The sequence below is a fragment of the Paraburkholderia sp. GAS348 genome, assembly GCF_050434205.1.
GTDB lineage: Bacteria > Pseudomonadota > Gammaproteobacteria > Burkholderiales > Burkholderiaceae > Paraburkholderia.
The window spans coordinates 1-24,793 of sequence record NZ_JBNPVT010000021.1; the positions used below are offsets into that span (position 1 = coordinate 1).

Below are 24,793 nucleotides of genomic sequence, written 5' to 3' on the forward strand. Positions count from 1 at the left end.
GTCTTCGGGCAGGCGGGGCAGCGCCTGGTTCACCCGGTTCTCGACCTGCTGCTGGGCAAGGTCGGGGTTCGTCCCGAGCTTGAACGTGATGGTCAACGTGAGCGTGCCGTCGCTATTGGCCTGCGACTGCATGTACAGCATGTTCTCGACGCCGTTGATCTGTTCTTCAAGCGGCGAAGCAACCGTGTCGGCGATAACCTTGGGGTTGGCGCCCGGGTATTGCGCCGTCACCACGACGGATGGCGGTACGACGCCCGGATATTCCGATATGGGCAGATTGACCATCGAGATCAGACCCGCCAGCAGAATCACGGCTGACAGGACAGCCGCAAATATCGGACGTTCGATAAAAAATTTGGAGAGGTTCATGGCAGTCTCTGACTAGGTACGAGGCGCAAGGTGAAACGTGCGCACTCAGGACGCGCCCGTCGCGGCAGCGGCGTCGCCCGACATCTGCACGAGGTTCGGCTTGACGGGGTCGCCCGGACGGACTCGCTGCATGCCGTTCACAACAATGCGCTCACCCGGCTGCAGCCCGCCGGTGATCACGCGCAGGCCCCGCTGCTGGTCACCCAGCTTCACTTCGCGGTACTGGACCTTGTCTTCCTTGTCCACCAGCAGCACGAACTTCTTTTCCTGATCGGTCTGGATCGCCGCGTCGCTGACCAGCACGGCCGGATGCGGCGCGCCGCCCCCCACGCGAGCCCGAACGTAGAGCCCCGGCACCAGCACGCCGTCCGCGTTGTCAAAGCGCGCGCGCACCCGGATCGTCCCGGAACCGGTGTCAAGCCGGTTGTCCACGGAATCGATCACGCCCTGCCGGGAATAGCCCGTCTCGTTGGCCAGACCAATCCAGGTCGGAACCGTCACCTTCGAGTCGTGACTGAGAAAACGCAGGTACGTCCGCTCGTCGACGTCAAACGACGCATAGATGGGGGACATCGACACCAGGGTCGTCAGCACGGGCGCGTTGGCCCCTGTGGACACCACGTTGCCGACTGTCAGCAACGCACGGGAGACACGCCCGGACACGGGCGCCGCAATCGCCGTGTAGCCCAGATTGATCTGGGCCGCCTCTACGGCTGCTTTCGCCGCCTTCACCGCTGCAATGGCTTCGCGGTTCGCGTTCTGCGCCTCGTCATAGTCGCGCTTGGCGATCGCATTGTCGCTCAGCAGCCGCTGGGCACGCTCCCAGTCACTCGCGGCGTATCCGCTGCGGGACTCCGCCGAAGCGAGTTGCGCCGCGGCCCGATCGACCTCCGCCTGATACGGGCGCGGGTCGATGGTAAAAAGCGGGTCGCCCTTCCTGACCATCGCGCCGTCCTGGAAGTGGACCGCGACGATCGTTCCCGAAACGAGGGGCCGGATCTGTACATCGTTGATGGCCTCGATCCGGCCTGAGTACTCCTGATAGTCGGTGATGGACCGCGAAACCACAGTCGCCACATCCACGTCCGCGGCGGGCGGCGCTGCCGCGGCGGCAGCCTCGGTGACCGGCGCGCCACCGTACGTGTGATACATCGCGCCAATGCCGGCGATGACCGCCAGGGAAATTGCGCTGGAGATAACCAGCTTACGCTTGAAGACCATTTCAAACTCCCGTTTTCTGGTGATATGAATCAGGATCAGGATCGCTCTGAAGTCGCGCCAAATACCCTGTTGAAGAAGGTGGCAACGTCAGCGAGCACCTCCTGTCGCGACGCCAGTTCGTTGTGCGCGACCTTCCCGTAGCGCGTAACCGTCGTGGGTACGCCCGCGGCAATCAGTTCTGCCGCGTACTTCTCGGCTTCCACGTGCATCAGGTCGTTCTCCGCGCTGGCAATGAAGGCAGCCGGCAGCCCCTTCAGGCGGCGGGACTCGATGGGCGCGGCGTACGGATGCAGCCGGTTCGACACGAACGGCAGATAGGCCCGGTAGCCCGACGCACACTCTTCTGCATGCATATCTGGATTTATATCGCTACCCAGATCGGCGATGCGCGTCATGCTCGGATCAAGCAGCGGTGCAAGCAGCGCCTGGGCGGAAAACCGGAACACGGCCTGGTCCCGAACCATGGCCGCCAGGCCCGCCGCCAGATTGCCGCCCGCGTCGTGTCCGGCCACAGCCATGCGTTTTACGTCTGCGCAAAGCGGGCGCGCGTTGGTCACCACCCACTGCACGGCACGGTATCCGTCGCATAGCGCGGTCGGGAATGGGAACTCCGGCGCCAGCGAGTAGCCCACGGATACCACCAGCGCCTCGACTTTCGCAGCCAGCTGCGAGCAGATCGCGTCGGCCTGCTCGGGTGCGCCCTTCACAAAGCCACCGCCGTGAAAGAAGAAGATGACGGGTAAAGCGCCGCGCTTGAGCGGTGGACGATAGGTGCGCAAGCGAATCGCCTGGGCGTGGCCGTCCAGCTCCACGCTCCCAATTTCAATCACCTGTTCGACATTTGTTTTCATACCTTTCAGGCCGGGGGCCTTCACGGATGTTTCGACAGGACGGATTGTGGTCGAAGATGTGAAACAGATAAATGGTTATAATCTAGAACACAATTCGCGGCAGCTGAAGAATCAGATGCGTCCCCAAATTTTTTGCCGCGTTTGGCCGGGGAATGCATCTGGTTTGTTAGAGATAAGCGGATATGGACAGGCTTGTGGCTATGCAGTTGTTTACCAAGGTCGTGGAGATGAACGGCTTTGCTCGCGCGGCGGATGCTCTAGGCATCCCGCCCGCATCGGCTACCACCCTTATCAAGAAGCTCGAAGCTCATCTTCAGGTGCGCCTGATGCAACGGACCACGCGTCGCATCAACCTGACTCCCGAAGGCGCTGAATATTACGAGCGCTGCGTACGCATTCTTGCCGACATCGCTGAGACTGAGGACAACCTGAACAATACGGCCAAAGGGCCGCGGGGCAAACTTAGAGTCGACATGCCGAGTTCGCTGGGAAGGGTGGTCGTGATGCCACGCATTGAGGAGTTCCGCCAACGGTATCCGCAGGTCGAACTCATGCTCGGTTTCGGGGACCGCCCGGTGGACCTGATCCAGGAGGGGGTTGATTGCGCGCTCCGGATAGGCCAGTTGGACGACTCCAGCCTGGTCGCGCGACAACTCGGCTCTCTTGCCACGATAACAGCCGCAAGCCCAGCCTACCTTGAGCGCTACGGTGAACCCTGCTCACTCGAAGAGCTTGAACAACACGTCGCGGTGCACTACTTCTCGAGCCGCACAGGACGCGTAGCAGGACTGAATTTCGACGTGAATGGTAAAAACACGGACTTGAAGATGAACGGCGCTCTGACCGTCAATGACGGGGACGCTTATGTAACATGCGGCGTCAATGGAGCTGGCATTATCCAGCCTCCCCTGTTCATGGTTGAGTCACATGTTGCGACAGGTGAACTCAAACAAATACTGACGCCGTGGAAGGTTCGCTCCATGCCTCTGGCAGCGGTCTATCCTCACAACCGTCATCTCGCCGCGAAGGTGCGGGTTTTTGTCGAATGGGTAGCGGAAATCTGCGAACAATCTCCACTTGCGTTCACGCGCAATGCACCGCTGACCGAGAACGCCGGTGACGCTGGCCCGGCCGCGCCGCTCGCACGCTCCGCCGTGGATTTCAACGCCGCCGGCAAAATGAAATGGAAGGTGGACTCCCGCGGCCGGTCGACAGACTCGATGAGGCACCCCACGTCAAGCCTGATTCGTTGAAACCCGTGGCGCCGGGGGACGCCGACTCATCCAAACTACCCCAATGAGGCAACGCGTGAACGATCTCCTCGCGCGTCAACCGGGGATACACGAATCATCCGAGCCCATTGGCATCCCGCCATATTCACCAGTGAGCGCAGTGGGGGCTCTACAGGCTCACCGTTCGGAATCAAGGGAAACGAAGACCTGGGTGATGGACTGAAGGCACAGTTTGACGTCGAAACCGGATTCAATCTCAACAATGGCTCGCTCTTCGCCGACACCACAACCCTCTTCCACCGGCAGGCCCCTCTTCCACCGGCAGACATGGGTTGGGCTCAGCGACGAAAAGTATGGTTCTCTGACGCCACGTTACGCCGTACCGCCGCCGTCCACACTGATATTCTGACCATTGATATAGTGCCCGGCCCCGGAAACGAGCAAGAGAGCAAGACCGGCCACATCCTCGGGCTCGGCGATGCGCCCCATTGGGATTGTCGAGACCGTCATCTTCTCGCGCTCGGGGTTCTCCCAAAGCATGCGGGAGAAGTCCGTGCGCACTGCCCCTGGGTTGATCGAGTTGACGTTGATATTCGAGGGCCCGAGTTCGAGCGCCAGGTTGCGCACCAACTGGTCAATCGCGGCCTTCGCCATGCCGTACAAACCGAGCACGCCCGTGCCGCGCTTCGCGGCGCGGCTCGACATGAAGACGATCGAACCGTACTTGCGCTCGACCATCTGCGGAGCGAGTGCGAGGACAAGCGCCAGGCTGCCGCGCACCCCTTCGGTCATAGTCTTGTCGAATTGCTCGGGCTTCTGACCGAGCAACGATCCGGCAGGCGGATCACCAGCAGCATTGAGCACAAGCGCGTCAATGTGGCCGAAGGCGGCAAGCGCATCGGCCGCAAAGCGTTTCACGCTCTCGGGATCCGTAATATCGCACGCGAACGCCGCGACTTCGAATCCGCCTTCGTCGCGCAGACGGGCGGCCGCGGCGTCGGCGCTTTCCTGGCTGCGCCCCGAAATGACGAGCTTCGCTCCGGACGCGCCGAGCGCGCGCGCAATCGCCAAGCCCATACCCCTGGTGGATGCCGTTACGACGGCGACTTTGCCTGTGAGATCAAAGAGTTTGTTCACGATCAATGCTCCGTGCCTCCCGAGTTCCCGCGGGAGATTGATGGTTGCCAGAGAATGCAATATGGAAAAGTACGCTTGCTTAAATATGCGTATATACGCGATTTTACAGCCATACAGCTGACGCTGCTCAGGTCCCAACCGCAATGCACCTTCACGTCGACAGCGTTTGCGCGAGCGAATGGTCTCTCGACCTTCTACACTTGCGCGGCGGCGCAGGTCTCCTCCTGGAGTTGGCGCCAAAGAATCTTGCCGCTCGCCGATTTGGGAAGCTCACTCACAAACTCGACGATGCGCGGCACTTTGTATGACGCCATGTGCTCACGCGCCCACGCGAAAATGTCGTCGGCTGTCACGTTGCCAACGTGGTTCGAATGCAGAACGACAAGCGCCTTGACCGTCTCGCCGCGGCGCGCATCGCGCGCGGCGATCACGCATACTTCCTTGATTGCCTCATGCTGATACATCAACGCTTCCACCTCGGCCGGCCAAACCTTGTAGCCTGACGCGTTGATCATCCGCTTCAGGCGATCCGTCATGAAGTAGTAGCCGTCTTCGTCGATGCGAGCCAGATCGCCGGTTCGCAGGAAGCGCTTGCCATCGATTTCGATAAACGCCTCGCGGGTTGCTTCCGGGTTACGCCAATAGCCCTGCATGACCTGCCGGCCATGCACGATAATTTCACCCGTCAGTCCCGGTTCAACTTCAAGCAGCGTTTCAGGGTCCACAATCCGCGCCTCGAGGTCGAACATTGGAATACCCAGGCACTGAGCTTTGGGACGCTGCTGCGGATTGAAGTGGGTCGCGGCGATGGTCTCCGACATGCCGTATCCTTCTACGTAGTCGATGCCGACCAGGTCCTTGAGTTTCTTCACTAGCGCGGCCGGCATTGCGGCACCGCCGCCACGCAGCGATTGAAGGCTCGATAGATCGTAGTCTCCCAGCTTCGGGTTGGCCAGGAAGTCGACCATCATCGTCGAAATTGCCGACCATACGGTAACTTGATATTGTTCAATCGCGCGTGCCGCGACGTCGCGATCCCACCGGGACATCAAAATAATCGTCGCACCGCAGTACAGCGGCCCGTTCATACCTCCCTGCATCCCGGTCACGTGGAAGAACGGCAAGATCGTCATCACCGTCATATCCTGGTCCGCATCTATCCATTGAACACTGGCAACCGCAGTATGCATGACGCTACGGTGCGTATGCATACACCCCTTCGGCTTGCCGGTCGTGCCGGACGTATACGGCATCACGCAAAGATCGTCGGGACCGGCAGTCAGCGGCCCGGGTTTGCAACGTGCCGCAAGTGCATCTACCCAGGCCACTGCACCGCGACCGCTAATCTCGCGCGCAGCGGTAACGAATTCCGGCGGTGAGAGGCTTGGCGGAATTCTCAGGTAATCGCTGTAGGTTGCAACGATTGCATGCCGCAACCCTTCACCTTCTTCATTCGAAAGTAGCGGTTCGATGTTCCGGTACAAATCCTGTGCGACGAATATCGTTCGTGCGCCACTGTCTTCGACGTAGTGGCGCAACTCCTCCGTGGTATTCATTGCATTGACCGGCACCACGACTGCATTCGCGCGCAGGATTCCATAATAGGCGAGAACCCACTGCGGACTGTTCTGCATGTACAGAAGAACGCGGTCGCCGGCCTGAACGCCGCACTCATGCTGCAGATAGCCTGCAATGCATTCGGCTTCGTCTTTAAACTCGGCAAACGTTATTGGCGTGTCGTAGAAAACGAGGAACGGCTTGTCGGGGAACCGCGCCGCCGATACTTCGGCGTTGTGGAACAGGTTCGTCGCAGGAATCGTCAACGGCCCTTGCAGATGTGCGGGCCAGCCACGCGACGTTGTATTGGACATACGAACACTCCATAGTTGACCGCCTGATTTACGGGCCGCGAGCTTCAGATCGGGGACCACATCCTGCGCGACAGATCGGCTACTCGGGGCGACAAGTGGCCTCCGTGAACGGTAATTCGACCTGCGCACGAGTGACCGGAAGAATGAAGGCGTTAGAATTCACTGCAAATGTACACACTGATAACACTAAATGGCATCCGCAGTAATCCCGATTGAACGCTAATAACGGCTTCTACAGTGCTCCGCGACAGTGATGTAACGAATGATCAAGACCCCGAACGCCACCGTGAGCAAGACACTATTAGTATGCATGGCGATGATCATGTTAAATGGGTTACCTTCGCCGGGCGCTCTGGTGGTCAACGTCTACGCTTGTCTCGAATCCTGACCAATGGTGCAGGGAATTCTCCGGAAAAGAACAATTGAACGTTCGAATCGTCCCGATAACGGTTTACGGCGTATAACCCGTGCCCAAAAAGCGCGCGATCATTGTATTGCGCAACTGCTGATCGATCCGTCCCGCCCTGCTTTCGCATATCGCACTTGCATTTGCGAGGGAACACCAACACCGTTTTTTGCGGCAGTCAATTCGGCAAGAATGGAAATGGCGATTTCGGGCGGCGTACGGCTCCCGATGTGGAGGCCAGCAGGGCCTTTCATTCGGGAGATCTGCTCGTCGTCCAGATCGAATTCGCGCAGACGCACCCGCCGCGCATCGTTGTTCCGCCGCGAACCCAATGCACCGATATAGAATGCCGGCGTTCTCAGTGCCTCCATCAAGGCGAGGTCATCCAACTTCGGATCATGCGTGAGCGCCACGACGGCGCTCCGTTCGTCGAGCCGCATCGCCATGACGATGTCATCGGGCATGTCGCGCACGAGTACTGCATCCGGTACATCCCATACGTCGGCGTACTCTTCTCGTGGATCGCAAACCGTGACCTGATAGTCGAGGCCGATCGCCATTCGAGTGAGATACTGCGAGAGCTGTCCACCACCAATCACGAGCAAACGATAGCGTGGGCCTAGCACGGTTTGCAGGGTAGTGCCGTCGAAGCGCAGGGCATCGGTCGCGAAAGCGGCCGCAAGCTGCACCTCGCCCGTTGCCATGTCCAGCGTACGCTTGACGAGGCGCCCCGCCTGCAGTGCGTCCAGCAGCTGCGCCATTCCGCTTGCACCGCTGAGCGGTTCGAGTACGAGTTCGATGGTCCCACCGCACGGCAGTCCGAAACGATGGGCTTCGTCCGCACTGATGCCATAACGCAGCGTGCGCGGCAAGTGCTCAACGATGCCTGCGCGGCGAACCTGCGCAATCAAATCGTCTTCGATACAGCCCCCCGAAACGGAGCCCACTGCCACGCCGTCTTCACGGACCGCGAGCAGGGAGCCCGGCATGCGCGGCGAGGAGCCCCAGGTCTTGACGACGGCAACGAGCAAGGCGCGGTGGCCTTCCCTCAACCAGCGGGTCGCGGTCCTCACGACTTCCATGTCCACGCTGTCCACGTCAGCCCCTCATCGCGCTGTGATGTCCCGGATGCGTTCCGAGGGGGCGACCTTCAGTCGAGACAATCTTCATGTCAAGGCCGTGCGGCCAGTTGCGCCGCATGCTCGACGACCTTGGCGAGTTTGATGTCCAACTCGCGTCCCACTGCGGTGACATCCGCATCACCGAACTGGCCGAACAGCGTAGAGGGTTGGTCATATTCCACTCGCACCACCCCAGGCGCTTCTTCGTAGACCAGTACGGACAGCGGCGCATAAAGACCTGCCCGGATATCATGGCGCGTCATCCGCAAGGCAACGCGAGGGTTTCCGATGTTGTAGCGCATGGCGTACCGCCTGGTTCCGGCCAGGTTGAGCAGCACCCCGTGATTCTGCATCGAGAAGATCATCAATCCTTGATCCCCTTCCATCTGCGCGAGGCGAGCATCCGCCGAGGCCGGGTCTGTTTGTAGCAGCGCCTTCAGGGAAGTGGGATCGAAGCGACCGAGCGAAGCCTCCAGGTGCCGTGTGAACGACTCAAAATCGACCTTGGCCTCCAGGCTCACGTGGGTCACTGTTATTTGCGTGGCGGACGCTTGAATCAGGGTATCGGCGTTCATTGTGGTTGGCAGCGGCTCGCTATGTCCGGTTGTAGAAAGTATTCCTAACCCAATCATGATGGCAACGCGCAGGGGGCTCATCACGCTGTTTTCCTAAGCGTGTCTGACTGCGTCAGCGAGGGCTCGGCTGAGCATGACCCTGGCCAATTGCAGGCGGTAGACACCATCAGCAAAACCATCCTCGAGCGGCGTCACGTCGGCGAACGCCGTCTCGACGAGACGGCCGATCTCCTCTGCCGACCCAGTGAACCCGCTGGCGAGCCCGGCTTCAGCCGTATGTGCGCGGAATGCCGTCTCAGCCACCCCAGTCACGCCAATCATGCCGCCTGTACACCGATTACCCGCGTAACGCAGGGCGACGGCGGCTGCGGCCACGGCGTAGCCCGAGGCGGGGTGGCGAAATTTCCGGTAGGCCACGCGATCCGGCCCTGGCAATGGGATGAAAATACGCGTCAGCATCTCGTCCTGCTGTACCGCCGACGACATGAAGCCAACAAAGAATTCATCTGCCGGGATGACTCGCGGACCAGCAACGCCGGTGATCTCCATGCGCGCATCCAGCGCCAACATGACCGCCGGCCAGTCAGCCGACGGGTCAGCGTGGACCAGCGAACCGCCAATGGTTCCGCGATTGCGCACGGTCGGATCCGCAATGACGCCGGCTGCTTGCGGAATCAACGGCAAGAACTCCGCCAGCCGCGAATGACTGCCTAGTTCGGCATGCGTGGTCGCGGCGCCGATCGCAATGTGATCGGGATGAACTGCAATGCCGTGCAATTCCGGCAATCCGCCAATGTCGATCAACCGCGAGACACTGGCCAGACGCAGCTTCATGAGCGGGATCAGCGAATGACCTCCGGCCAGCAACCTGGCTTCGCTGTCACTGGCGAGCATGGCAAGCGCGTGTGCCACATTTGTCGCTCTAAGATACTCAACAGCATAGGGGATCATGCGGGGCTCCTGTTGGCGGTCTGAATGGCGCGCCAGACTTTTGGCGGGGTAAGCGGCATATCGAGATGGGTAATGCCGAACGGCTTCAGGGCGTCGCAGACGGCGGAGACGACCGCAGGCGGTGCTCCGACGCAGCCGGCCTCACCAATGCCCTTCACGCCAAGAGGATTGCTCGGTGACGGGGATACATGGAAAGATGTGCGCATACGCGGCACCTGCTCGATCCGCGGGAACCCGTAATCGAGCAGGGACCCTGAAAGCAGCTGCCCGCTTGCGTCATATCTCGCTTCTTCGTGGAGCGCCTGACCAATGCCTTGGGCAATGCCGCCGTGCATCTGACCGTGGCACAACAGCGGATTGATCATCACGCCGACATCGTCAACCGCAACATAGTCAAGAATGCTCACTACTCCCGTCTCGGGATCCACCTCCACAACGACCGCGTGACATCCGTTGGGCGCCCCCATCGAAGTGGGCTCATAGAACACCCGTTCGTCGAGTCCGGCTTCCATGTCGCGCGGAAGCTTGCTCGCTACATAAGCCATCCTGGCAACTTCGGCAAAGGACGCCGTGATGCCTGCCTCCGTCGAAAACACCCCGTTGGCATATTGCACATTCTCTTCCTGGGCCTCCAGCATGATCGCAGCAATCTTGCGGGCCTTGGCCAGAATCTTGCCCGCCGCAACATAGGCCGCGGAGCCTCCCACCGGCATGGAGCGCGAGTTGAACGTGCCATGGCCGGCCAGAACGCGATCGGTGTCGCCTTGCACGACGTCGATGTCGTCCATCGGCAATTGCAGTGCGTCGCCCACGATCTGAGCGTAGCTGGTGGCATGACCATGACCTTGCGGCATCGACCCGCTGAACAAGGTCACCTTGCCATCGGAATGGACGCGGAGGTGGGCGCTTTCCCAGCCGCCGCGGTCGAAACCCACCCGGCGGAGCAATTGGGAACTGCCCATGCCTACGAGTTCGAGATAACAGATCACGCCAATGCCGATATACCTGCCTTTATGCCGTTCGGCTGCCTGCCGTTCGCGCCAGCCGTCGTAATCGATCATCTCCATGGCCTGGGACAGGCAGGCTTCATAGTCGCCGCTGTCCCATTTGCCGCGCGCATTGTTATGCGGCTGGTAGGGAAACTGGTGCGCCTGTACGAGGTTCAGGCGGCGCAGCAAGACTGGATCGATGTCGAGCGCATTGGCCACCGCATCCATTGTCCGCTCGATGATATACGCGGCCTCGGGCCGGCCGGCGCCGCGGTAGGCATCGACCGGCGTGGTGTTGGTCGTCACCAGGTCGACCTGCACGTCCACATTCGCAATCTGGTAGTTGCCGGTGACATAGCTCGCCGTGTTGATGGTCGGGATACCCGTTCCCATGTTGGAAAGATATGCGCCCAGATTGGCATACGACCGGACCTTGATTCCCAGCACCTTGCCTGCATTCGTGACGGCGGCGTCCACGTATTCCACGTGGTCGCGCCCGTGCGTCGTGGCTAAGTGGTTCTCGCTGCGGGTTTCGGTCCAGCTCACAGGGCGGCCGAAATTCCGGGCGGCGAAGGCCACCAGCACCTCTTCAACGTAGAAGTGCATCTTGCAACCGAAGCCGCCGCCGATATCGGGCGCAACGACGCGGATCCGGTGCTCGGCCCAGCCCAGCGTCTCGGCGAGCCATCGCCGGGACATGTGCGGCACCTGGCTTGGCAAAATGAAGGTAAGCCGCTCGTCCAACGCATCGTAGCTGGCACAGAGCGCCCGGGGTTCCAGCGGACTCGGAATCAGGCGCTGGTTGACGAGGCGAATGGACACGACCCGGTCGGCCGCCTTCACCACTTCCTCGTAGTCGCCGCCCTTCAACCTGAATATGCCGATCAGGTTGCCGGGAACATTGTCATGAAGGAGCGGAGCCCCCTCCTGAAGCGCAGCTTCTGCGTCCACGACCACGGGTAGTTCGTCATACTCAACGTTCACGAGCTCGGCGGCGTCGGCCGCCAGTTCCCGTGTCTCGGCCACCACCATGGCTACGGCCTCTCCTGCGTAGCGCACGCGCTCGGCCGGCAGCACCGGGTGCGGCGGCACTTTGGAATCACCCACGACCCAGTTTGGGCGGATATGCCCGACCTTGCCTGCGATGTCGGCATGGGTGAGCACACCCACCACACCCGGCATTGCCAAAGCAGCCGCCGTGTCGATATTCCGGATCCGCGCATGGGCGAAAGGCGACCTGATGAAAGCAGCAAAGGTCATCCCGGGAAATTGGTGGTCGTCGGTAAACCGGCCCTGTCCGCTCATCAGGCGCTGATCTTCCCTGCGCCTGACGGGCTTGCCAATATAACGGGTGCTGGCGTTGTCATGCCCTTCACTCATGGCTCGCCTCCTCAACCGGTTGAGCCGCTTGTTCCTTCAAGCGGGCTGCCGCAAGCAGAACTGCGTCCACGATGTTCTGATATCCGGTGCAGCGGCACAGATTGCCGTGCAGCGCTTCGCGAACCGCTTCCTCCGAAGGACTTGACGTATTGACCAGCAGCGCCCGCGCGGCTATCAACATGCCGGGCGTGCAGAATCCGCACTGCAGCCCATGACACTCATTGAAGGCGCTCTTCAGCGCGGTGGTGATGGGGTCGTGCGCCATGCCTTCGATGGTCTGCACGCTACAACCCTCGGTTTGTACTGCCAGCACGGTGCATGACTTGACGGTCTTCTGATCGATCAGAACCGTACAAGCACCACATTGTGAGGTGTCGCACCCGATATGCACGCCCGTCAACCCCAGCGTATCTCGCAAAAGATGAACGAGAAGTCGTCTCGGTTCAGTATCGATGGTGCGCGGCGCACCATTGACGCAATTCTGTATCTGCATGGGTATCACCCTATCCCGTTGTCCGCACGTCTCGCCGGACGGATCGAAGTTCTTCGACCCGCCTGCATTTATAAAATGACGATCGTCATACTTCACGGCGCGGCGGCATCCTCGCACTCGCTCACCAGTTTTTCAAACCGCGAGAAGAAGTCCGCGAGGAACTTATTGGCCACGGCGCCCACCAGGCGGGAGCCGATTTGTGCGAGCTTGCCGCCAAGTTGAGCCGTGGCGGTGTAATGCAAAGCGGTTCCGCCGTTGATGTCTTCCAGGTGAACATCGGCGATCAGTTTGCCGAACCCTGCGATCCCGCCACTGCCGTTGCCTTCGATTCGATAACCGGTGTCTTCCCTGAGATCCAGGAAACGCGCGCTGCCTTTGAACCGGGCCTTGATTGGCCCGACGGACGCCGCGATAACGGCGTCGTAACTTCCGTCCTCCGCCTGCTCATAGCGCTCGCAACCCGGCAGGCACTCCTGCAAGGTCCGCGGGTCGTTAAGACGTTGCCATACGGTGGCGCGGGACGCGCTGATGTTTTGTGATCCGTTGAATTCCAAACTAACCTCCTCCAGTCCAGCAATGTATGCTCCGATAACATCCTAGGGAGCCATATCGCCATGGTCAAGATCGGATGGCACAAATCTCGGCTGGTGTTTACCCCCAGTCCCCCGGCTTCATGACCCTCAGCGCAGGGGAAACACTATGCAATGACGGTCGTCATCTTATATATTGATCGTAGTCTTCAGCGTTTGCATGAGAGGAGTTCGACGATGCGTTACCCACCCGAGCACAAGGAAGAAACCCGAGTCAAGATCATCAAAGCGGCTGCCAGGGCGTTCCGCAAGCATGGGGTCGACGGCATCGGCGTCGCGCAACTCATGAAGGGTGCAAAGCTCACGCACGGCGGCTTCTACGCGCACTTCGAATCGAAGGATGACCTCATCGTAGAGGCAATCGATGCAGCGTTTGCCCAGATGAGGAAGCGGCTCGAAACCGTGGTGTCGGAAACAACGCCCGATCAGCGTCAGCGTGCCGTGCTCGATGCCTATTTATCGCAGTGGCACTACGATCGCCCGGAAATCGGCTGCGCCATTCCCGCACTCGGCGCAGATGTTTCGCGTCTGGACGCCACCGCGAGGCACGCGTTCGCACGGGGCATCAATGCGCTGGTCGAATTGGTCGCCGGACAGGAAAAAGACAGCGAGTCGCGCGCAGCCGCCATCACAATGCTGGCAACAATGGCCGGCGCGATGTTGCTGGCGCGCTCCGTTCGCTCGGACGCACTCTCCCAGGAAATTCTCGACACCGTACGAACCAACGGATAGCCGTCTTATCCGGCTTAAGGTTCAATGGCTCCCCGGCCGGGAAAGTCCGCCCGCGAGACATCCTTTTGCAAAGCCCTATCCCTTATGTATATGCGACGTTTGACGGTCGAATGCGGAATGCGCTTTATCGACTTCTACACGCGATTTCGAATTCTCATTCGGTCGCATTGGCACAGCTTCCGCATACAGACTGCTGTCTGCGAGCTACAAGCGGAATTCCGATAACGAGTGCGACGACAGCAATCACCTCAACCCCTGCGGCGGCAATGAAGCCGCTGGCGTAGCTGCCCGTTGCATCGCGCAAATACCCGGTCATCCAGGGAGTCAAAAATCCTGCAATGTTGGCCACAGAACTGATGAGCGGCACGCCAAATGAAAGTGTATTTTCGCGCATGAACCGCGCTGGGAGTTGCCAGAAAAGCGAGACCCCAGCACCTGTCCCGGCTACCCCGAACACCAGCGCGGCAAAGGTGGCCGGCCGGCTGCTGTGCCAGACAAAAACCAGCATCACGACACTTGTGAGCGTGACCAGCGCAGCGATTGCGCAATGCCACCGAACGTCTCGATAACGGCTCGCGAATGCAGAGAACGCAATGTTGCCGATTGCACCAAGCACACATATCGCAGCCAGCGCGTTGCCTATCGCGCTATACCCTCCGAAGCCAGCTTCGCGCAGGATCGTCGGCGTGAAGAAGCCTAAGGCGGTGTTAGCAGCCAGAATGCAGAAATAGATTCCTGCGAGCAGCCAGAGCATGGGGTTGGCCATCAGGGGGGACGAGCCCTCTACGGGCGGTAAAGCATGATTCCGGTCCTGTGCGAAGTCGTCCAGAATAAGACGTCGCTCGGCGTCCGAGAGCCAACGCGCGGTAGCGGGCCCATCTGGCAGGACAAAGAGCGCCACCCCGCCGAGTAGAACTGTCGGAATGGCTTGCAAGAGAAACATCCATCGCCATCCAGCCAACCCCCACATGCCGCTCATGTGCTCGAGCACGAAGCCGCCGCTCAAGCTCACAGCGACTGTCGAGCAAAGTGCCGCAGAATGGAAAATGCTGAAATTTCGCGTGCGCCGCTTCGCTGGAAACCACTGGTTGAAATATAGAATGACGCCTGGGTAGAACCCTGCCTCGAAGACGCCAAGCAGAAAGCGGAGGGCATAAAACATTCCGGCAGACTTGACGAACATCATGGCGATACTGGCTGCGCCCCAGCCGATGGCAATCATCGATATGAGTCGTCTCGCACCAATGCGTTGCTGAACGATCGCACTCGGAACAGATAAAAAGACATATCCGAGGAAAAACAGCCCTGCTCCAAGACCATATGCCGTCTCGCTAAAATGCAGGTCCGAAAGCATTTGCAGCTTTGCAAACGCCACGTTCGCCCTGTCTACCCACGCGAGCATCCATAAGCCAAACAGAAGGGGGATGATTCGCCATTCAGAATTCAAATAGGCCTTGCGCAACAACCGGCGCGAGTCGGCGTCTACCTCTAATGCTTCTGTTTCGAATAACGCGCTCATCAGATTGTCTCCAATTACAGGTTCCCAGTTCTTGTGCCGGTTCCCCTAAAGTTTCAGTAGCTCCGATCTTTCGATCGGAGCCTTGACTCTGTCATGCCCACTTCGCGGGCACGACTTCTCCGCGATTTTCTCCAAAGCCAATCCGCGCGTAACCTGGACGCTCGCACCAGCCAGTCATCACAACTACGTCGCCGTCTTCGAGGAATGAGCGGGTTTCGCCATTCGGCAACCCGATTGGCGACCTGCCGCCTTCGGTGAGCTCGATCAACGCACCGGCCTCGGCTCGGGTCGGACCCGAGATCGTTCCGCTGCCTAGCAGATCACCGCTGCGAAGATTGCATCCGCCAACAGTGTGATGGGCCACCATCTGCGCGACGGTCCAATATTGATGACGAAAGCTCGTGTGCGTAAGGCGCGTCGGTGCCCTACCGTTGCGCCGGGTGTCCCCTGTCTCAAGCGCCACCTCGAGCTGAATATCGATCGCACCGGACGCATGCGTTTCGGGCGAGGACAGGTAGGGAAGCGGCTGCGGATCGCTCTCGGGGCGCGTCCATTGCGCACGAAATGGAGCGAGCGCTTCCATCGTGACAATCCATGGCGAAAGCGTAGTCGCGAAGTTCTTTGCCAGAAAGGGACCAAGCGGAGCCGCTTCCCACGACTGGATGTCGCGGGCGGACCAGTCGTTTAGCAGACAAAGTCCGAACACATGCTCTTCCGCCGACTCCACTGATATCCGTGTGCCCTGCTCGTTCCCGGTCCCGATGAAAATGCCTAGCTCCAGCTCGTAGTCAAGCTTGGCGCACGCTCCGACCTCGGGCTCCTGCCTGCCGGCCGTCAGGCGCTGACCAAACGGCCTCCGAACCCGTTGACCCGATAGACCGATGCTCGACACTCGACCGTGGTAGGCGCTTGGCATCCAATGGAAATTGGGCGACACCACACCGTCCGGGCGGATCAGCTTGACGATGTTCCGTGCGTGATCAATCGACGTATAGAAATCGGTGTAGTCGCCGATCTGCGCGGGCAAGCAATATTCGACATCGCACTGGGCAATCAGACACTTCTCGAGTATGTCGACCTCGAGCCCGACACGCCGACTTTCGTCCCGCGTCTTGAACAAGGCGAAAAGCGCATGTCTCAACGCCCGCCATGCTACTGGCCCCATGCCGAAAAACGCATTCAGGCTTGCTTGCGCACATGCTCGCGCCGCCTCAGCGGCGAGCCCGTCAAACGCACCTGCATCGGTCAATGCACCGAGATCGATCACCTGATCGCCAAGCGCAACGCCGCCGCGAAACCCCTCCACCGTCCCCGCACGGCGGAACACACCAAATGGAAGGTTCTGCAGCGGAAACGGGGTGTCATTCACGTTCGCGGCCTCGAGCCAGCTCTTCGCCGAGGCGTCGTGAGTGTGATCAAGGCGCATCGAAATCCTCGCGGATACTGCGGCGGCTCAGCAGAACCTTACGTTCCCGAAGTTCCTGAATGAACGCAGGGTCAACGTTCCTCTCCGCGAGCAGTTCAACATTGTGCTCCCCCTGAAAAGCCGGGATACCCGGAGGCGGCAAGGTGGCCGTGCTAAAGCGCCACGGCGCCCCAGGCAGTCGCATCGTCCCGCCGGAGCGATCGTCGACTTCCACGATGGCCCCCCAATCCGCAGCCCATTCGGACTCCGCAATTTCCCTGGTCGTGCGAACCACACCGATCGCAAGACCCTGCTCGCTCACTTGGGCCTGCAGTTCATCGAGATCGGTGAACGTCATGATCCACGTCCGGACTTCAGTCAGCAGCGCATCGAGATTCTGTCGACGTAGCAGTGCGGTGCCAAAACGCGGGTCGAGCAGAAGATCCGTGCGTCGCATCATCGCGCAATAGCGGAGAAACATCGGCGAGTAGATCGGGCTGGCGGCAATCGTCACCTGACGGCCGTCGGGCAGCCGGAAGATATGAGACTCCGGCGCGCTCAATGCGGGCGGCTCGCCGTTCGTGTCGATATTCGAAAGCTGCGCGCCCGCCCGCTCGTTGACCGCCAGCATGGTCGCGGCCATTGAAACGTCGACATGTTGCCCCTCGCCCGTGCGGTTTCGATGCTGAAGCGCGGCGAGGACGGCGATGGCGCCATGCAGTCCGGTGTAAACGTCCGCGTGACTACACGCATCGTTCTTGAAATCATCCGGGCCGTACCCGTAGTGTTCGCGCAGAATGTCGGTGAGCCCAGTCTCAGCCTGGACTGTCGGGGCGAACGCGGGCCGGTTGCGCCACGGACCCGTTTGACCGTAGCCGCTCATCGATACATAGACGACCCTGGGATTGAACTCGCGAACCTGCTCGTATCCCAGGCCAAACCGCGCGAGGGTACCAGGACGGAAGTTTTCGACAATGATATCGGCCTCGCGGCACAGATCGGTCACGATCGCACGCGCCTCGGGCCAGTTCAGATCGAGGCTCAGGTTGCGCTTTCCTGCATTCTGCTGCGCATAGTAGACCGACATGGTGCCGATGAACGGGACACCACCCCGTCCGGAATCGCCGCCGGGCGGCTCAATCTTGGTCACGTCGGCGCCCAGGTCACGCAACGTCTTCGTACAAAGCGGGCCTGCGAGCACTCGTGTGAAATCTACGACCTTCAGTCCTTCAAGCGGAGCACCCATGATCAATTCCCCTCAAATACTGCCGAGCCGGGTCCGCTCTTCATGAAGGCGGTAAGACCGCGCTTCTGATCAGTGCTCGCCCACATCATGTCGTTCATGTCCGACTGCCTGGCGTCTGCGCCGGCAATTCCGTGACGTGCCGACAGGTTGGCCAGGGTCTTGATGGCGCGCAGCGCGACCGTGGGGCCCGCCGCGAGTTGTCTTGCCCACGACATCGCCACCGCAAGCAGCTCAGACTCCTCGACAACAAGATTGATCGCCCCCCAACGTTCCAGTGCTGCCGGACCGTGGCGGCGGCCGAACATCGCCATTTCCTTCGCACGTGCGGGGCCGACGCGCTGCACGACACGCTGCACACCACCGAGCAGCGGGATCAGGCCCAACGACGCTTCCGCCATGCCGAAGAAGGCCGTGTCCGCTGCCACAATCATGTCGCAGGTCAATGCCAATTCGAAACCGCCGCCCAGCGCCGCACCGTGGACAGCCGCAACAGTGGGAATCCGAACGTTTTCGAGTGCATCAAGCAAAGCGTCCAGCCCTGCCTGATCCCGTCGGCGCTGCCCCCCAGTAAAGCCCGCCACATCCGCCCCTGCGCAGAAGTGCCGCATTGCACTGCGCAGCAGAATCGAGCGGCAACCCTCGTCGACGGCCTTGGTGTAGGCGCCGAGCAGGTCCTCCAGGAATACGTTCTCGATAAGGTTATGGGGCGGCTTCGACATGGTGACGACGCCGACCGCGCCGTCCTTTTCAAACACGACAGTGCTCATTTCTCGTCCGGGATGAGTGCCCGGCACAAGGCCAGGCATATTGGTTGACGCAGAAAGCGAAACAGATCAGGGATGCCGACGAAGCTCGCTCTGCCCGTCAGAAGGGCTAGATGTTGTCGTCAGAGCACTCCAGAACGATTCGACCTGAGAGAATGATAACGATGTTAACTTGAAGCGAAATCGGGGAATTCCCGAGCAACCTCATACCACGCACATTCAGGTCACGATACGGTCCGCTTTCTCGTTGGCGTGGCCGAACGGCCGACGATGCGTTGCGCGCGTGGAATTCGCACGCCTATAATTGGCTGCCTTCGACGACCTTTGACCAATACCGTGAGTCCGAAACCCTCAAGCGAGACACCTGCGCCGTACCACCATGGGAATCTTCGCAATGCCCTGATTGCCGAGGGTCGTACGGCATTGGAAGAAATTGGCGTCCACGAGTTGAGTTTGAGGTATCTCGCCCGTGCGGTAGGCGTATCAGAAGCCGCCCCCTCCCGGCATTTTGCCGGCAAGGAAGGTCTGCTGGCCGCGATCGCAGCCGATGGATTCATGGAACTTGCCGCCTTGAGAACTACGATCCAGGCACGCGACGAGCCTGCGATGACGAAGGCATACCGGATGATGCGGACCTATGTCGAATTCGCGCAGCAGCACAAAGGACTGTTCGACTTGATGGTCGGGCCGCGCATCATCGTTCGCGAGTGTTATCCGGAACTCGTCGAAGCAGGCCTGAAATCGTTCAACTTATTCGCATCATCGGTTCAGGATGCGGCGCTGGAAAGCGGCTGGCAAAAGCGCTCCGTGCCGCTAGTGACCCACGCGGCCTGGAGCATGGAGCACGGGCTTGCCACTTTAATTCTCTCCGGCCGGGCACCTCAATTCGGTTATTCCGTGCGTATCGATCAGATGATTCATTTTTCGATCTGCATGTTTCTGAGTGCCATTGCTGCCGGTCCGTCGCATCTTGAAGCGTGGATTCGTCTTCCAGACATACCCACCGAAACCGAGGCGTAGTCAGGTAAAAGGCGACCTGGTTGATTACACACTTCAAGTTGCTGCAACTGGAGTCCACCAGGGTCATCGAGTAAGCCGACACTTGCGCATCGGCCAATTAGTCTACAGAAGCGCGACCACCCGCACGTCGCCCTGCTCGGCCGACGCCACCACCTTGTCGCCGATCCGCCGGAACGTGATCGACACCGACGAATCGCCCACCTTCAGGTCGCCTACTTCGAGCCAGTCGATGCCCTCGGGCAGCATGGGGTGTGCGATGACGACTTCGCGCCGCTCCGCGTCGATCGTGATGCCCAGACAGGCTTCGAGCATCATGAACGGCGAGCCTGCCGCCCAGGCTTGCGGCAGACAGGCGACTGGATAGGCGGTGGGCGGCTCGCCGCGTCGCCGCGGGAAACCGCAGAACAGCTCGGGCAGACGCATGTCGAAATTGACCGCCGCCTGGAATAGTGCCTGCAACAGCCGCACGGCCGCCACCTTGCCGCCGTAGCGTGACAGGCCCCGTGCACAAAGGGCGTTGTCATGCGGCCAGACCGAGCCGTTGTGGTACGCCATAGGATTGAAGCGCGCCTGGCTTGCAGCCAGCGTCCGCACACCCCAGCCGGTGTGGAACAGCGTGGAGTCGAGCGCGCGCACCACCGCTTCGCCACGCTCGCGCGAGGGCAGACCGAAGGCCAGCAAGTGGCCCGCATTCGACGCCATCACGCGGCACAGTTCGCCGTGACCGTCGAGCGCGATGCCGTAGAAGCCGGACTCTTCCATCCAGTACTTTTCTTCGACGCACTGACGGATTTTCTTCGCGCGCTCGCTGTAGTGCTTTGCCTGATCGTGCAGTCCGCGCAGCTTGGCAAAGTGAGCCATCGTGTCGAAGGCGGCACTCGCATATGCCTGCACTTCGACGAGTGCAATAGGGCCGTCGGGAAACCGGCCGTCGGCGTGGAACACCGAATCGTGGCTGTCCTTCCAGCCTTGATTGGCAAGACCGCCATCGGACTCGCGCTGATAGTCCAGCAGACCGTAACGGTTCTTGTCGCAGACACCCGCGACCCACTGCGCCGCGCGCTCCAACGCCGGCCACAACTCGTCGACCAGTGCGAGATCACCCGTGCGTGCCGCATAGGCGCCAGCCAGCACGATGAAGAGCGGCGTGCTGTCGACGCCGCCGTAGTACAGCGCGAATGGCACTTCGCCGGTGGCGGCCATTTCGCCCTTGCGCATTTCGTGCATGATCTTGCCGGGCGCGGCGTCACGAAACGGTGAATTCTCGCGCGCCTGATGTTCGGCGAGAAAGCGCAGCACGCCCGCGGCCAGATTCGGTTGTAGCCACAGCGTCTGCAACGACGTGATGATCGCATCGCGGCCGAACGGCGTTGAAAACCATGGGATGCCGGCGTAGGGATACGGACCCGTGGCGAGATCGGTAGTCAGCAGACCCAGGTCGGCCAGCGAACGGTCGATCCACGCATTAAAGAGCGGATTGCTCGAACGCACGCGCGCGGTGACGCGGCGCCGTTCACGCATCACCAGGTGGGCGTCAACCAGTGCGGCGCGCACGGCAGCGCGGCCGACGCGCGGGCGCTCCGCGTCGATTTGCGACAGATGGGCTTCGCTCACCGCATGCGTGGGTTGTGCGACGCCCGCGGCCGGCTTGTTGGCTTGCGCGACCACTTGCACCGAGACAGACAGATAGATCGACACGCACGCTTGCGCCGGCAGCTTGACGGTGTAGTCCGCGCGATCGGCGAAGAGCTTGTCCGGCTCCGGCGAGAAGGCGATCTGCACATTGCGCGCCACGTCATCGAGACCGATATAGCCGAGCAGCACCTCGCGGTTCTCGACGCGCGCCGGCTCGACTCGACCCTGTTTGTCGCGCCTGAGGCCGCGCACTTCGAACATGTCGCGGAAGTCGCTGGCAAAGGAGATGGATAGCGGCACGACCGCGTCGCTCGTGCCGTAGTTGGTGAGTTCAATGGCTTCGTTGAGCACGGTGCCCGAGAGCACGCGCACACGTTCGACGTGGATCACGCCCTCCGGTGTACTGTCTCCGCCGAGCGGCGGCAGCGGGCGGTTGGTCAGATGCGCGGTGAACGAGGTGTTGTCGCTGCTGACGCTGCCCGACAACAACGAGGGCGCGCGGCCGCCGAAGGTGAGGCGCAGGCTCGAGAGGACACGGGTGTCGTTGACGAACAGGCCGTCGTCGTGGCCGGTGATATCGCCGAGGGGGTCGTTGACGATGAAGGTGTCGCCAGACTTCAGCACGTGCTGGGTGACGCTTGCGACGTTGAGGTTTTCCGTCGGGATGAATGCGCCGTCCGGCTCGGGTTCGCGGTGGTCGATTCCGCCCGAGTGGGACAGGCCGCCAAGGGCTTCTGGCTGCTGCATCAGGGTCGCTCCTATGGGGTTCGTGTTCGTGTTCGCTTTCGCGATGGCGTTTGCTTTCGCGTTGACTTTCGCTTTCGGTTGCCGCTGGGTGCCGGCTGATCGTTTCCGATTGTAGAGGGTCTGTTCGCGTCAGACGAACTTATCACATGCGAGTTTCGATTTTTTGTTTTGGCATGGGACATGCAGGCGCGTTTTTTTGTTTCCCTGTGCGGGGCAGGCAACCAACCCAAGAAAAGGCCTGCCTGCAAGGCACAAAACCACCTCTAGCGCCGAGCAGGCAAACAACCAAAACCTTTACCGCTTGGCAAGCGGCCGAGCCTCGCGCTGAGTCTCCCCGACAAACAACTGCCGCGGCCGCCCAATCTTCTGCTCCGGATCGGCGATCATTTCGTTCCACTGCGCAATCCAGCCGACCGTACGCGCCATTGCGAAGATACACGTGAACATCGCCGTCGGAATGCCCAGCGCCCGCTGCACGATCCCCGAATAGAAATCGACATTCGGATACAGCTTGCGCGAAACGAAGTATTCATCCTCAAGCGCGATCTTCTCGAGCGCCATCGCGAGCTTGAACAGCGGGTCATCATGCAGCCCCAGCTCTTCCAGCACTTCATGGCAGGTCTCACGCATCAGCTTGGCACGCGGATCGTAGTTCTTGTACACGCGGTGACCGAAACCCATCAGCTTCACGCCGGAGTCCTTATCCTTCACCTTCGCAATGAACTCAGGAATATTGTCCACCGAGCCAATCTCTTCCAGCATGTTCAGTGCGGCTTCATTCGCGCCGCCGTGAGCCGGACCCCACAAGCAAGCAATACCCGCTGCGATACACGCGAACGGATTGGCCCCCGACGAACCCGCCAGACGCACCGTCGACGTCGACGCATTCTGCTCGTGATCTGCATGCAAAATCAGAATGCGGTCCAGCGCGCGCACCAGCACGTCATTGACCTCGTACTCTTCCGCCGGATTGGCGAACATCATCCGCATGAAATTCGCGCTGTACGACAGGTCGTTCTGCGGATAAACAAACGGCTGGCCAACGGTGTACTTGTACGCCATCGCGACCAGGGTCGGCAGCTTCGCAATCATGCGAATCGCGGATACGTCGCGGTGCTGTTGATTGTTGATGTCGAGCGAGTCGTGATAGAACGCCGACAGCGCGCCGACGGCCGCGACCAGAATCGCCATCGGATGAGCGTCACGGCGGAAACCGCGGAAAAAGAAATGCATCTGCTCGTGCACCATCGTGTGCTGCGTAACCGTGGTGACAAACTCTTCCTTCTGCTGCGCATTCGGCAGCTCGCCCTTCAGCAGCAGGTAACACGTTTCGAGGAAGTCGGCGTTTTGCGCCAGATTGTCGATCGGATAACCGCGGTACAGCAGCTCGCCTTTGTCGCCGTCGATATACGTGATTTCGGAATTGCATGCCGCAGTGGACATGAAACCCGGGTCGTACGTGAACTTGCCGGTCTGGCCGTACAGCTTGCGAATGTCGATGACATCCGGCCCGAGCGTGCCCTGATAAATGGGCAAATCAATCGTCTGATCGCTGTCGGAAAAGCTCAGCGTTGCGTGTGTCTTCGAGTTCATTTACACGTTCCTATTACTTTCACATCGCACACATGCCGGCATGCTCGATCGTCGGATTACCGCGTGGCATGCTCAGGCTCCGCTTCGCATTCTACGGTCGGAAGGGGCTTTGATTGCGGCGATTGACAGCAACAATCCATCTCGAGTGACGCAACATTCGTTGCCTGAAAGATCGGCCAAATCTCCCGAAACACGAGGAAGTACGCCGCATGGAAGGGCACCATGCTCGCGAAGCGGCATTGCCAGACAAATGGAAGTTGGTACGCTTGGTGCAACAATGTTTTGCGGCACTCAAGCTGCACAAGCGGCGCCGCTCTGCGATACTGAATGCGTGTTTTGCTTCCCCTGCGAACACATCGCTGTCTTTGGCCCGCCGTCCTGCGGCGGGCCTTTTTTTATCAGCCAGAAGAACAGGAAGGACCAGATGAACGCCTCTCTCGAAACGCTGTTTCCGGATCACGTCCACGACGAAGATAAAATCGTCACCGCGCTGAATCATCAGGACATCGTCGTAGCATTGTCGGCGGCGCTGAAGACTCAAGACGTCGCGGTGCTGCATATGCTCTACCCGCGTACCGACGCGCGCACCCATCGCAGTCTCGATTCGCTCGTGGATATCCTGCACGGCCATGGCCTGCATGAAGTCGCAGATCTGATCGCGCAGGAAGCGCACTATCTGCTGTTCAAAGACCCCGTGAAGGCATGGAAAACCTTCCACGAAATTCGCAACGACTCGCTCGCGATCGGCGTGCATCTGTATTACCACGGCCTCGTCGGCGAAGCCGCGGAACGCGCGCTCGATAAAGCCGCGCATCGCAAGGCTTGAACCACGCGGGTGACTCAAACACGCGGGTGACTCAAACGTCCAGTGAGCGAATGAACTCGTCGACCTGGCGATTGAACGCTGCCGGATGCGCGAGATTCATGCCGTGCGCACGTACCGCGG

At 60.3% G+C, this 24,793-nt stretch carries 21 protein-coding genes and 1 pseudogene; 5 read left to right on the plus strand and 17 right to left on the minus strand.

The features are described from left to right. The 3 genes from P3T22_RS26310 to P3T22_RS26320 form a co-directional block, all read right to left on the minus strand. Positions 1-369, minus strand: a 369-nt coding sequence (locus P3T22_RS26310; protein WP_429326554.1) for an efflux RND transporter permease subunit, incomplete at its 3' end; no start/stop codon positions are given. A gap of 45 nt (positions 370-414) precedes the next feature. Continuing rightward, complete coding sequence (locus tag P3T22_RS26315) at positions 415-1,590, minus strand: efflux RND transporter periplasmic adaptor subunit (protein WP_429326555.1); 1,176 nt, start codon at positions 1,588-1,590, stop codon at positions 415-417. Between the two features lie 35 nt (positions 1,591-1,625). Next, positions 1,626-2,441 carry an alpha/beta hydrolase gene (locus P3T22_RS26320; protein WP_063499309.1) on the minus strand — a complete coding sequence of 272 codons (816 nt, stop codon included), beginning with the start codon at positions 2,439-2,441 and terminating at the stop codon, positions 1,626-1,628. A 200-nt stretch (positions 2,442-2,641) separates the two neighbouring features. Here P3T22_RS26320 and P3T22_RS26325 point away from each other — a divergent pair, with 200 nt between their 5' ends. Both P3T22_RS26325 and P3T22_RS26330 read left to right on the plus strand, forming a co-directional pair. Then, positions 2,642-3,694 (plus strand): LysR family transcriptional regulator, encoded by a 1,053-nt coding sequence (locus tag P3T22_RS26325; RefSeq protein WP_236721104.1) that lies wholly within the window; start codon positions 2,642-2,644, stop codon positions 3,692-3,694. A gap of 129 nt (positions 3,695-3,823) precedes the next feature. Continuing rightward, positions 3,824-4,040, plus strand: a pseudogene (locus P3T22_RS26330) (porin); the annotation flags it as partial. Between the two features lie 5 nt (positions 4,041-4,045). Here the strand turns inward: P3T22_RS26330 and P3T22_RS26335 are convergent. From P3T22_RS26335 to P3T22_RS26370, 8 genes are all read right to left on the minus strand, one after another. After that, positions 4,046-4,948: an SDR family NAD(P)-dependent oxidoreductase gene (locus tag P3T22_RS26335; protein ID WP_429326556.1), complete on the minus strand. Its 903-nt coding sequence runs from the start codon at positions 4,946-4,948 to the stop codon at positions 4,046-4,048. Between the two features lie 56 nt (positions 4,949-5,004). Continuing rightward, positions 5,005-6,681, minus strand: a complete 1,677-nt coding sequence (locus tag P3T22_RS26340) for a long-chain fatty acid--CoA ligase (protein ID WP_063499310.1) — start codon at positions 6,679-6,681, stop codon at positions 5,005-5,007. Between the two features lie 486 nt (positions 6,682-7,167). Beyond that, complete coding sequence (locus tag P3T22_RS26345) at positions 7,168-8,184, minus strand: XdhC family protein (protein ID WP_429326557.1); 1,017 nt, start codon at positions 8,182-8,184, stop codon at positions 7,168-7,170. A 74-nt stretch (positions 8,185-8,258) separates the two neighbouring features. After that, positions 8,259-8,864 carry a DUF302 domain-containing protein gene (locus tag P3T22_RS26350; protein ID WP_429326593.1) on the minus strand — a complete coding sequence of 202 codons (606 nt, stop codon included), beginning with the start codon at positions 8,862-8,864 and terminating at the stop codon, positions 8,259-8,261. Positions 8,865-8,876: 12 nt separating this feature from the next. Continuing rightward, positions 8,877-9,734, minus strand: a complete 858-nt coding sequence (locus P3T22_RS26355; RefSeq protein ID WP_429326558.1) for an FAD binding domain-containing protein — start codon at positions 9,732-9,734, stop codon at positions 8,877-8,879. After that, on the minus strand, positions 9,731-12,103 hold the full coding sequence (locus P3T22_RS26360) for a xanthine dehydrogenase family protein molybdopterin-binding subunit (RefSeq protein WP_429326559.1): 2,373 nt from the start codon (positions 12,101-12,103) through the stop codon (positions 9,731-9,733). Before P3T22_RS26360 ends, P3T22_RS26355 begins: the two co-directional genes overlap by 4 nt. Next, positions 12,096-12,602, minus strand: a complete 507-nt coding sequence (locus P3T22_RS26365; RefSeq protein ID WP_429326594.1) for a (2Fe-2S)-binding protein — start codon at positions 12,600-12,602, stop codon at positions 12,096-12,098. The genes P3T22_RS26360 and P3T22_RS26365 overlap by 8 nt, the downstream gene beginning before the upstream one ends. 86 nt (positions 12,603-12,688) lie before the next feature. Beyond that, positions 12,689-13,150, minus strand: a complete 462-nt coding sequence (locus P3T22_RS26370; RefSeq protein ID WP_429326560.1) for an SRPBCC family protein — start codon at positions 13,148-13,150, stop codon at positions 12,689-12,691. 213 nt (positions 13,151-13,363) lie between these two features. On the opposite strand from P3T22_RS26370, the gene P3T22_RS26375 reads away from it, so the two are divergent. Then, on the plus strand, positions 13,364-13,918 hold the full coding sequence (locus P3T22_RS26375; protein WP_429326561.1) for a TetR/AcrR family transcriptional regulator: 555 nt from the start codon (positions 13,364-13,366) through the stop codon (positions 13,916-13,918). Between the two features lie 154 nt (positions 13,919-14,072). Here P3T22_RS26375 and P3T22_RS26380 read toward each other — a convergent pair whose 3' ends face one another. The 4 genes from P3T22_RS26380 to P3T22_RS26395 form a co-directional block, all read right to left on the minus strand. Then, positions 14,073-15,437, minus strand: coding sequence for an MFS transporter (locus tag P3T22_RS26380; protein ID WP_063499317.1), 1,365 nt, complete (start codon positions 15,435-15,437; stop codon positions 14,073-14,075). A 91-nt stretch (positions 15,438-15,528) separates the two neighbouring features. Then, entirely contained in the window at positions 15,529-16,863 is a 1,335-nt protein-coding gene (fahA, locus tag P3T22_RS26385; protein ID WP_063499318.1) for a fumarylacetoacetase, read from the minus strand. After that, positions 16,853-18,088, minus strand: a complete 1,236-nt coding sequence (locus P3T22_RS26390) for a CaiB/BaiF CoA transferase family protein (protein WP_063499319.1) — start codon at positions 18,086-18,088, stop codon at positions 16,853-16,855. Before P3T22_RS26390 ends, fahA begins: the two co-directional genes overlap by 11 nt. Before the next feature lie 2 nt (positions 18,089-18,090). Beyond that, positions 18,091-18,855 (minus strand): enoyl-CoA hydratase/isomerase family protein, encoded by a 765-nt coding sequence (locus tag P3T22_RS26395; RefSeq protein ID WP_063499320.1) that lies wholly within the window; start codon positions 18,853-18,855, stop codon positions 18,091-18,093. Positions 18,856-19,104: 249 nt separating this feature from the next. Here P3T22_RS26395 and P3T22_RS26400 point away from each other — a divergent pair, with 249 nt between their 5' ends. Next, the gene (locus tag P3T22_RS26400) at positions 19,105-19,872 is read left to right on the plus strand and encodes a TetR/AcrR family transcriptional regulator (RefSeq protein ID WP_429326562.1); all 768 of its coding nucleotides are present in this window, start codon (positions 19,105-19,107) and stop codon (positions 19,870-19,872) included. 102 nt (positions 19,873-19,974) lie between these two features. Here P3T22_RS26400 and P3T22_RS26405 read toward each other — a convergent pair whose 3' ends face one another. Together P3T22_RS26405 and gltA are read right to left on the minus strand one after the other, a co-directional pair. Next, entirely contained in the window at positions 19,975-22,254 is a 2,280-nt protein-coding gene (locus tag P3T22_RS26405; RefSeq protein ID WP_063499322.1) for an amylo-alpha-1,6-glucosidase, read from the minus strand. Positions 22,255-22,548: 294 nt separating this feature from the next. After that, entirely contained in the window at positions 22,549-23,847 is a 1,299-nt protein-coding gene (gltA, locus tag P3T22_RS26410) for a citrate synthase (RefSeq protein ID WP_063499323.1), read from the minus strand. 424 nt (positions 23,848-24,271) lie between these two features. On the opposite strand from gltA, the gene P3T22_RS26415 reads away from it, so the two are divergent. Next, positions 24,272-24,673, plus strand: a complete 402-nt coding sequence (locus P3T22_RS26415; RefSeq protein WP_063499324.1) for a hypothetical protein — start codon at positions 24,272-24,274, stop codon at positions 24,671-24,673. Positions 24,674-24,793 lie beyond the last annotated feature (120 nt).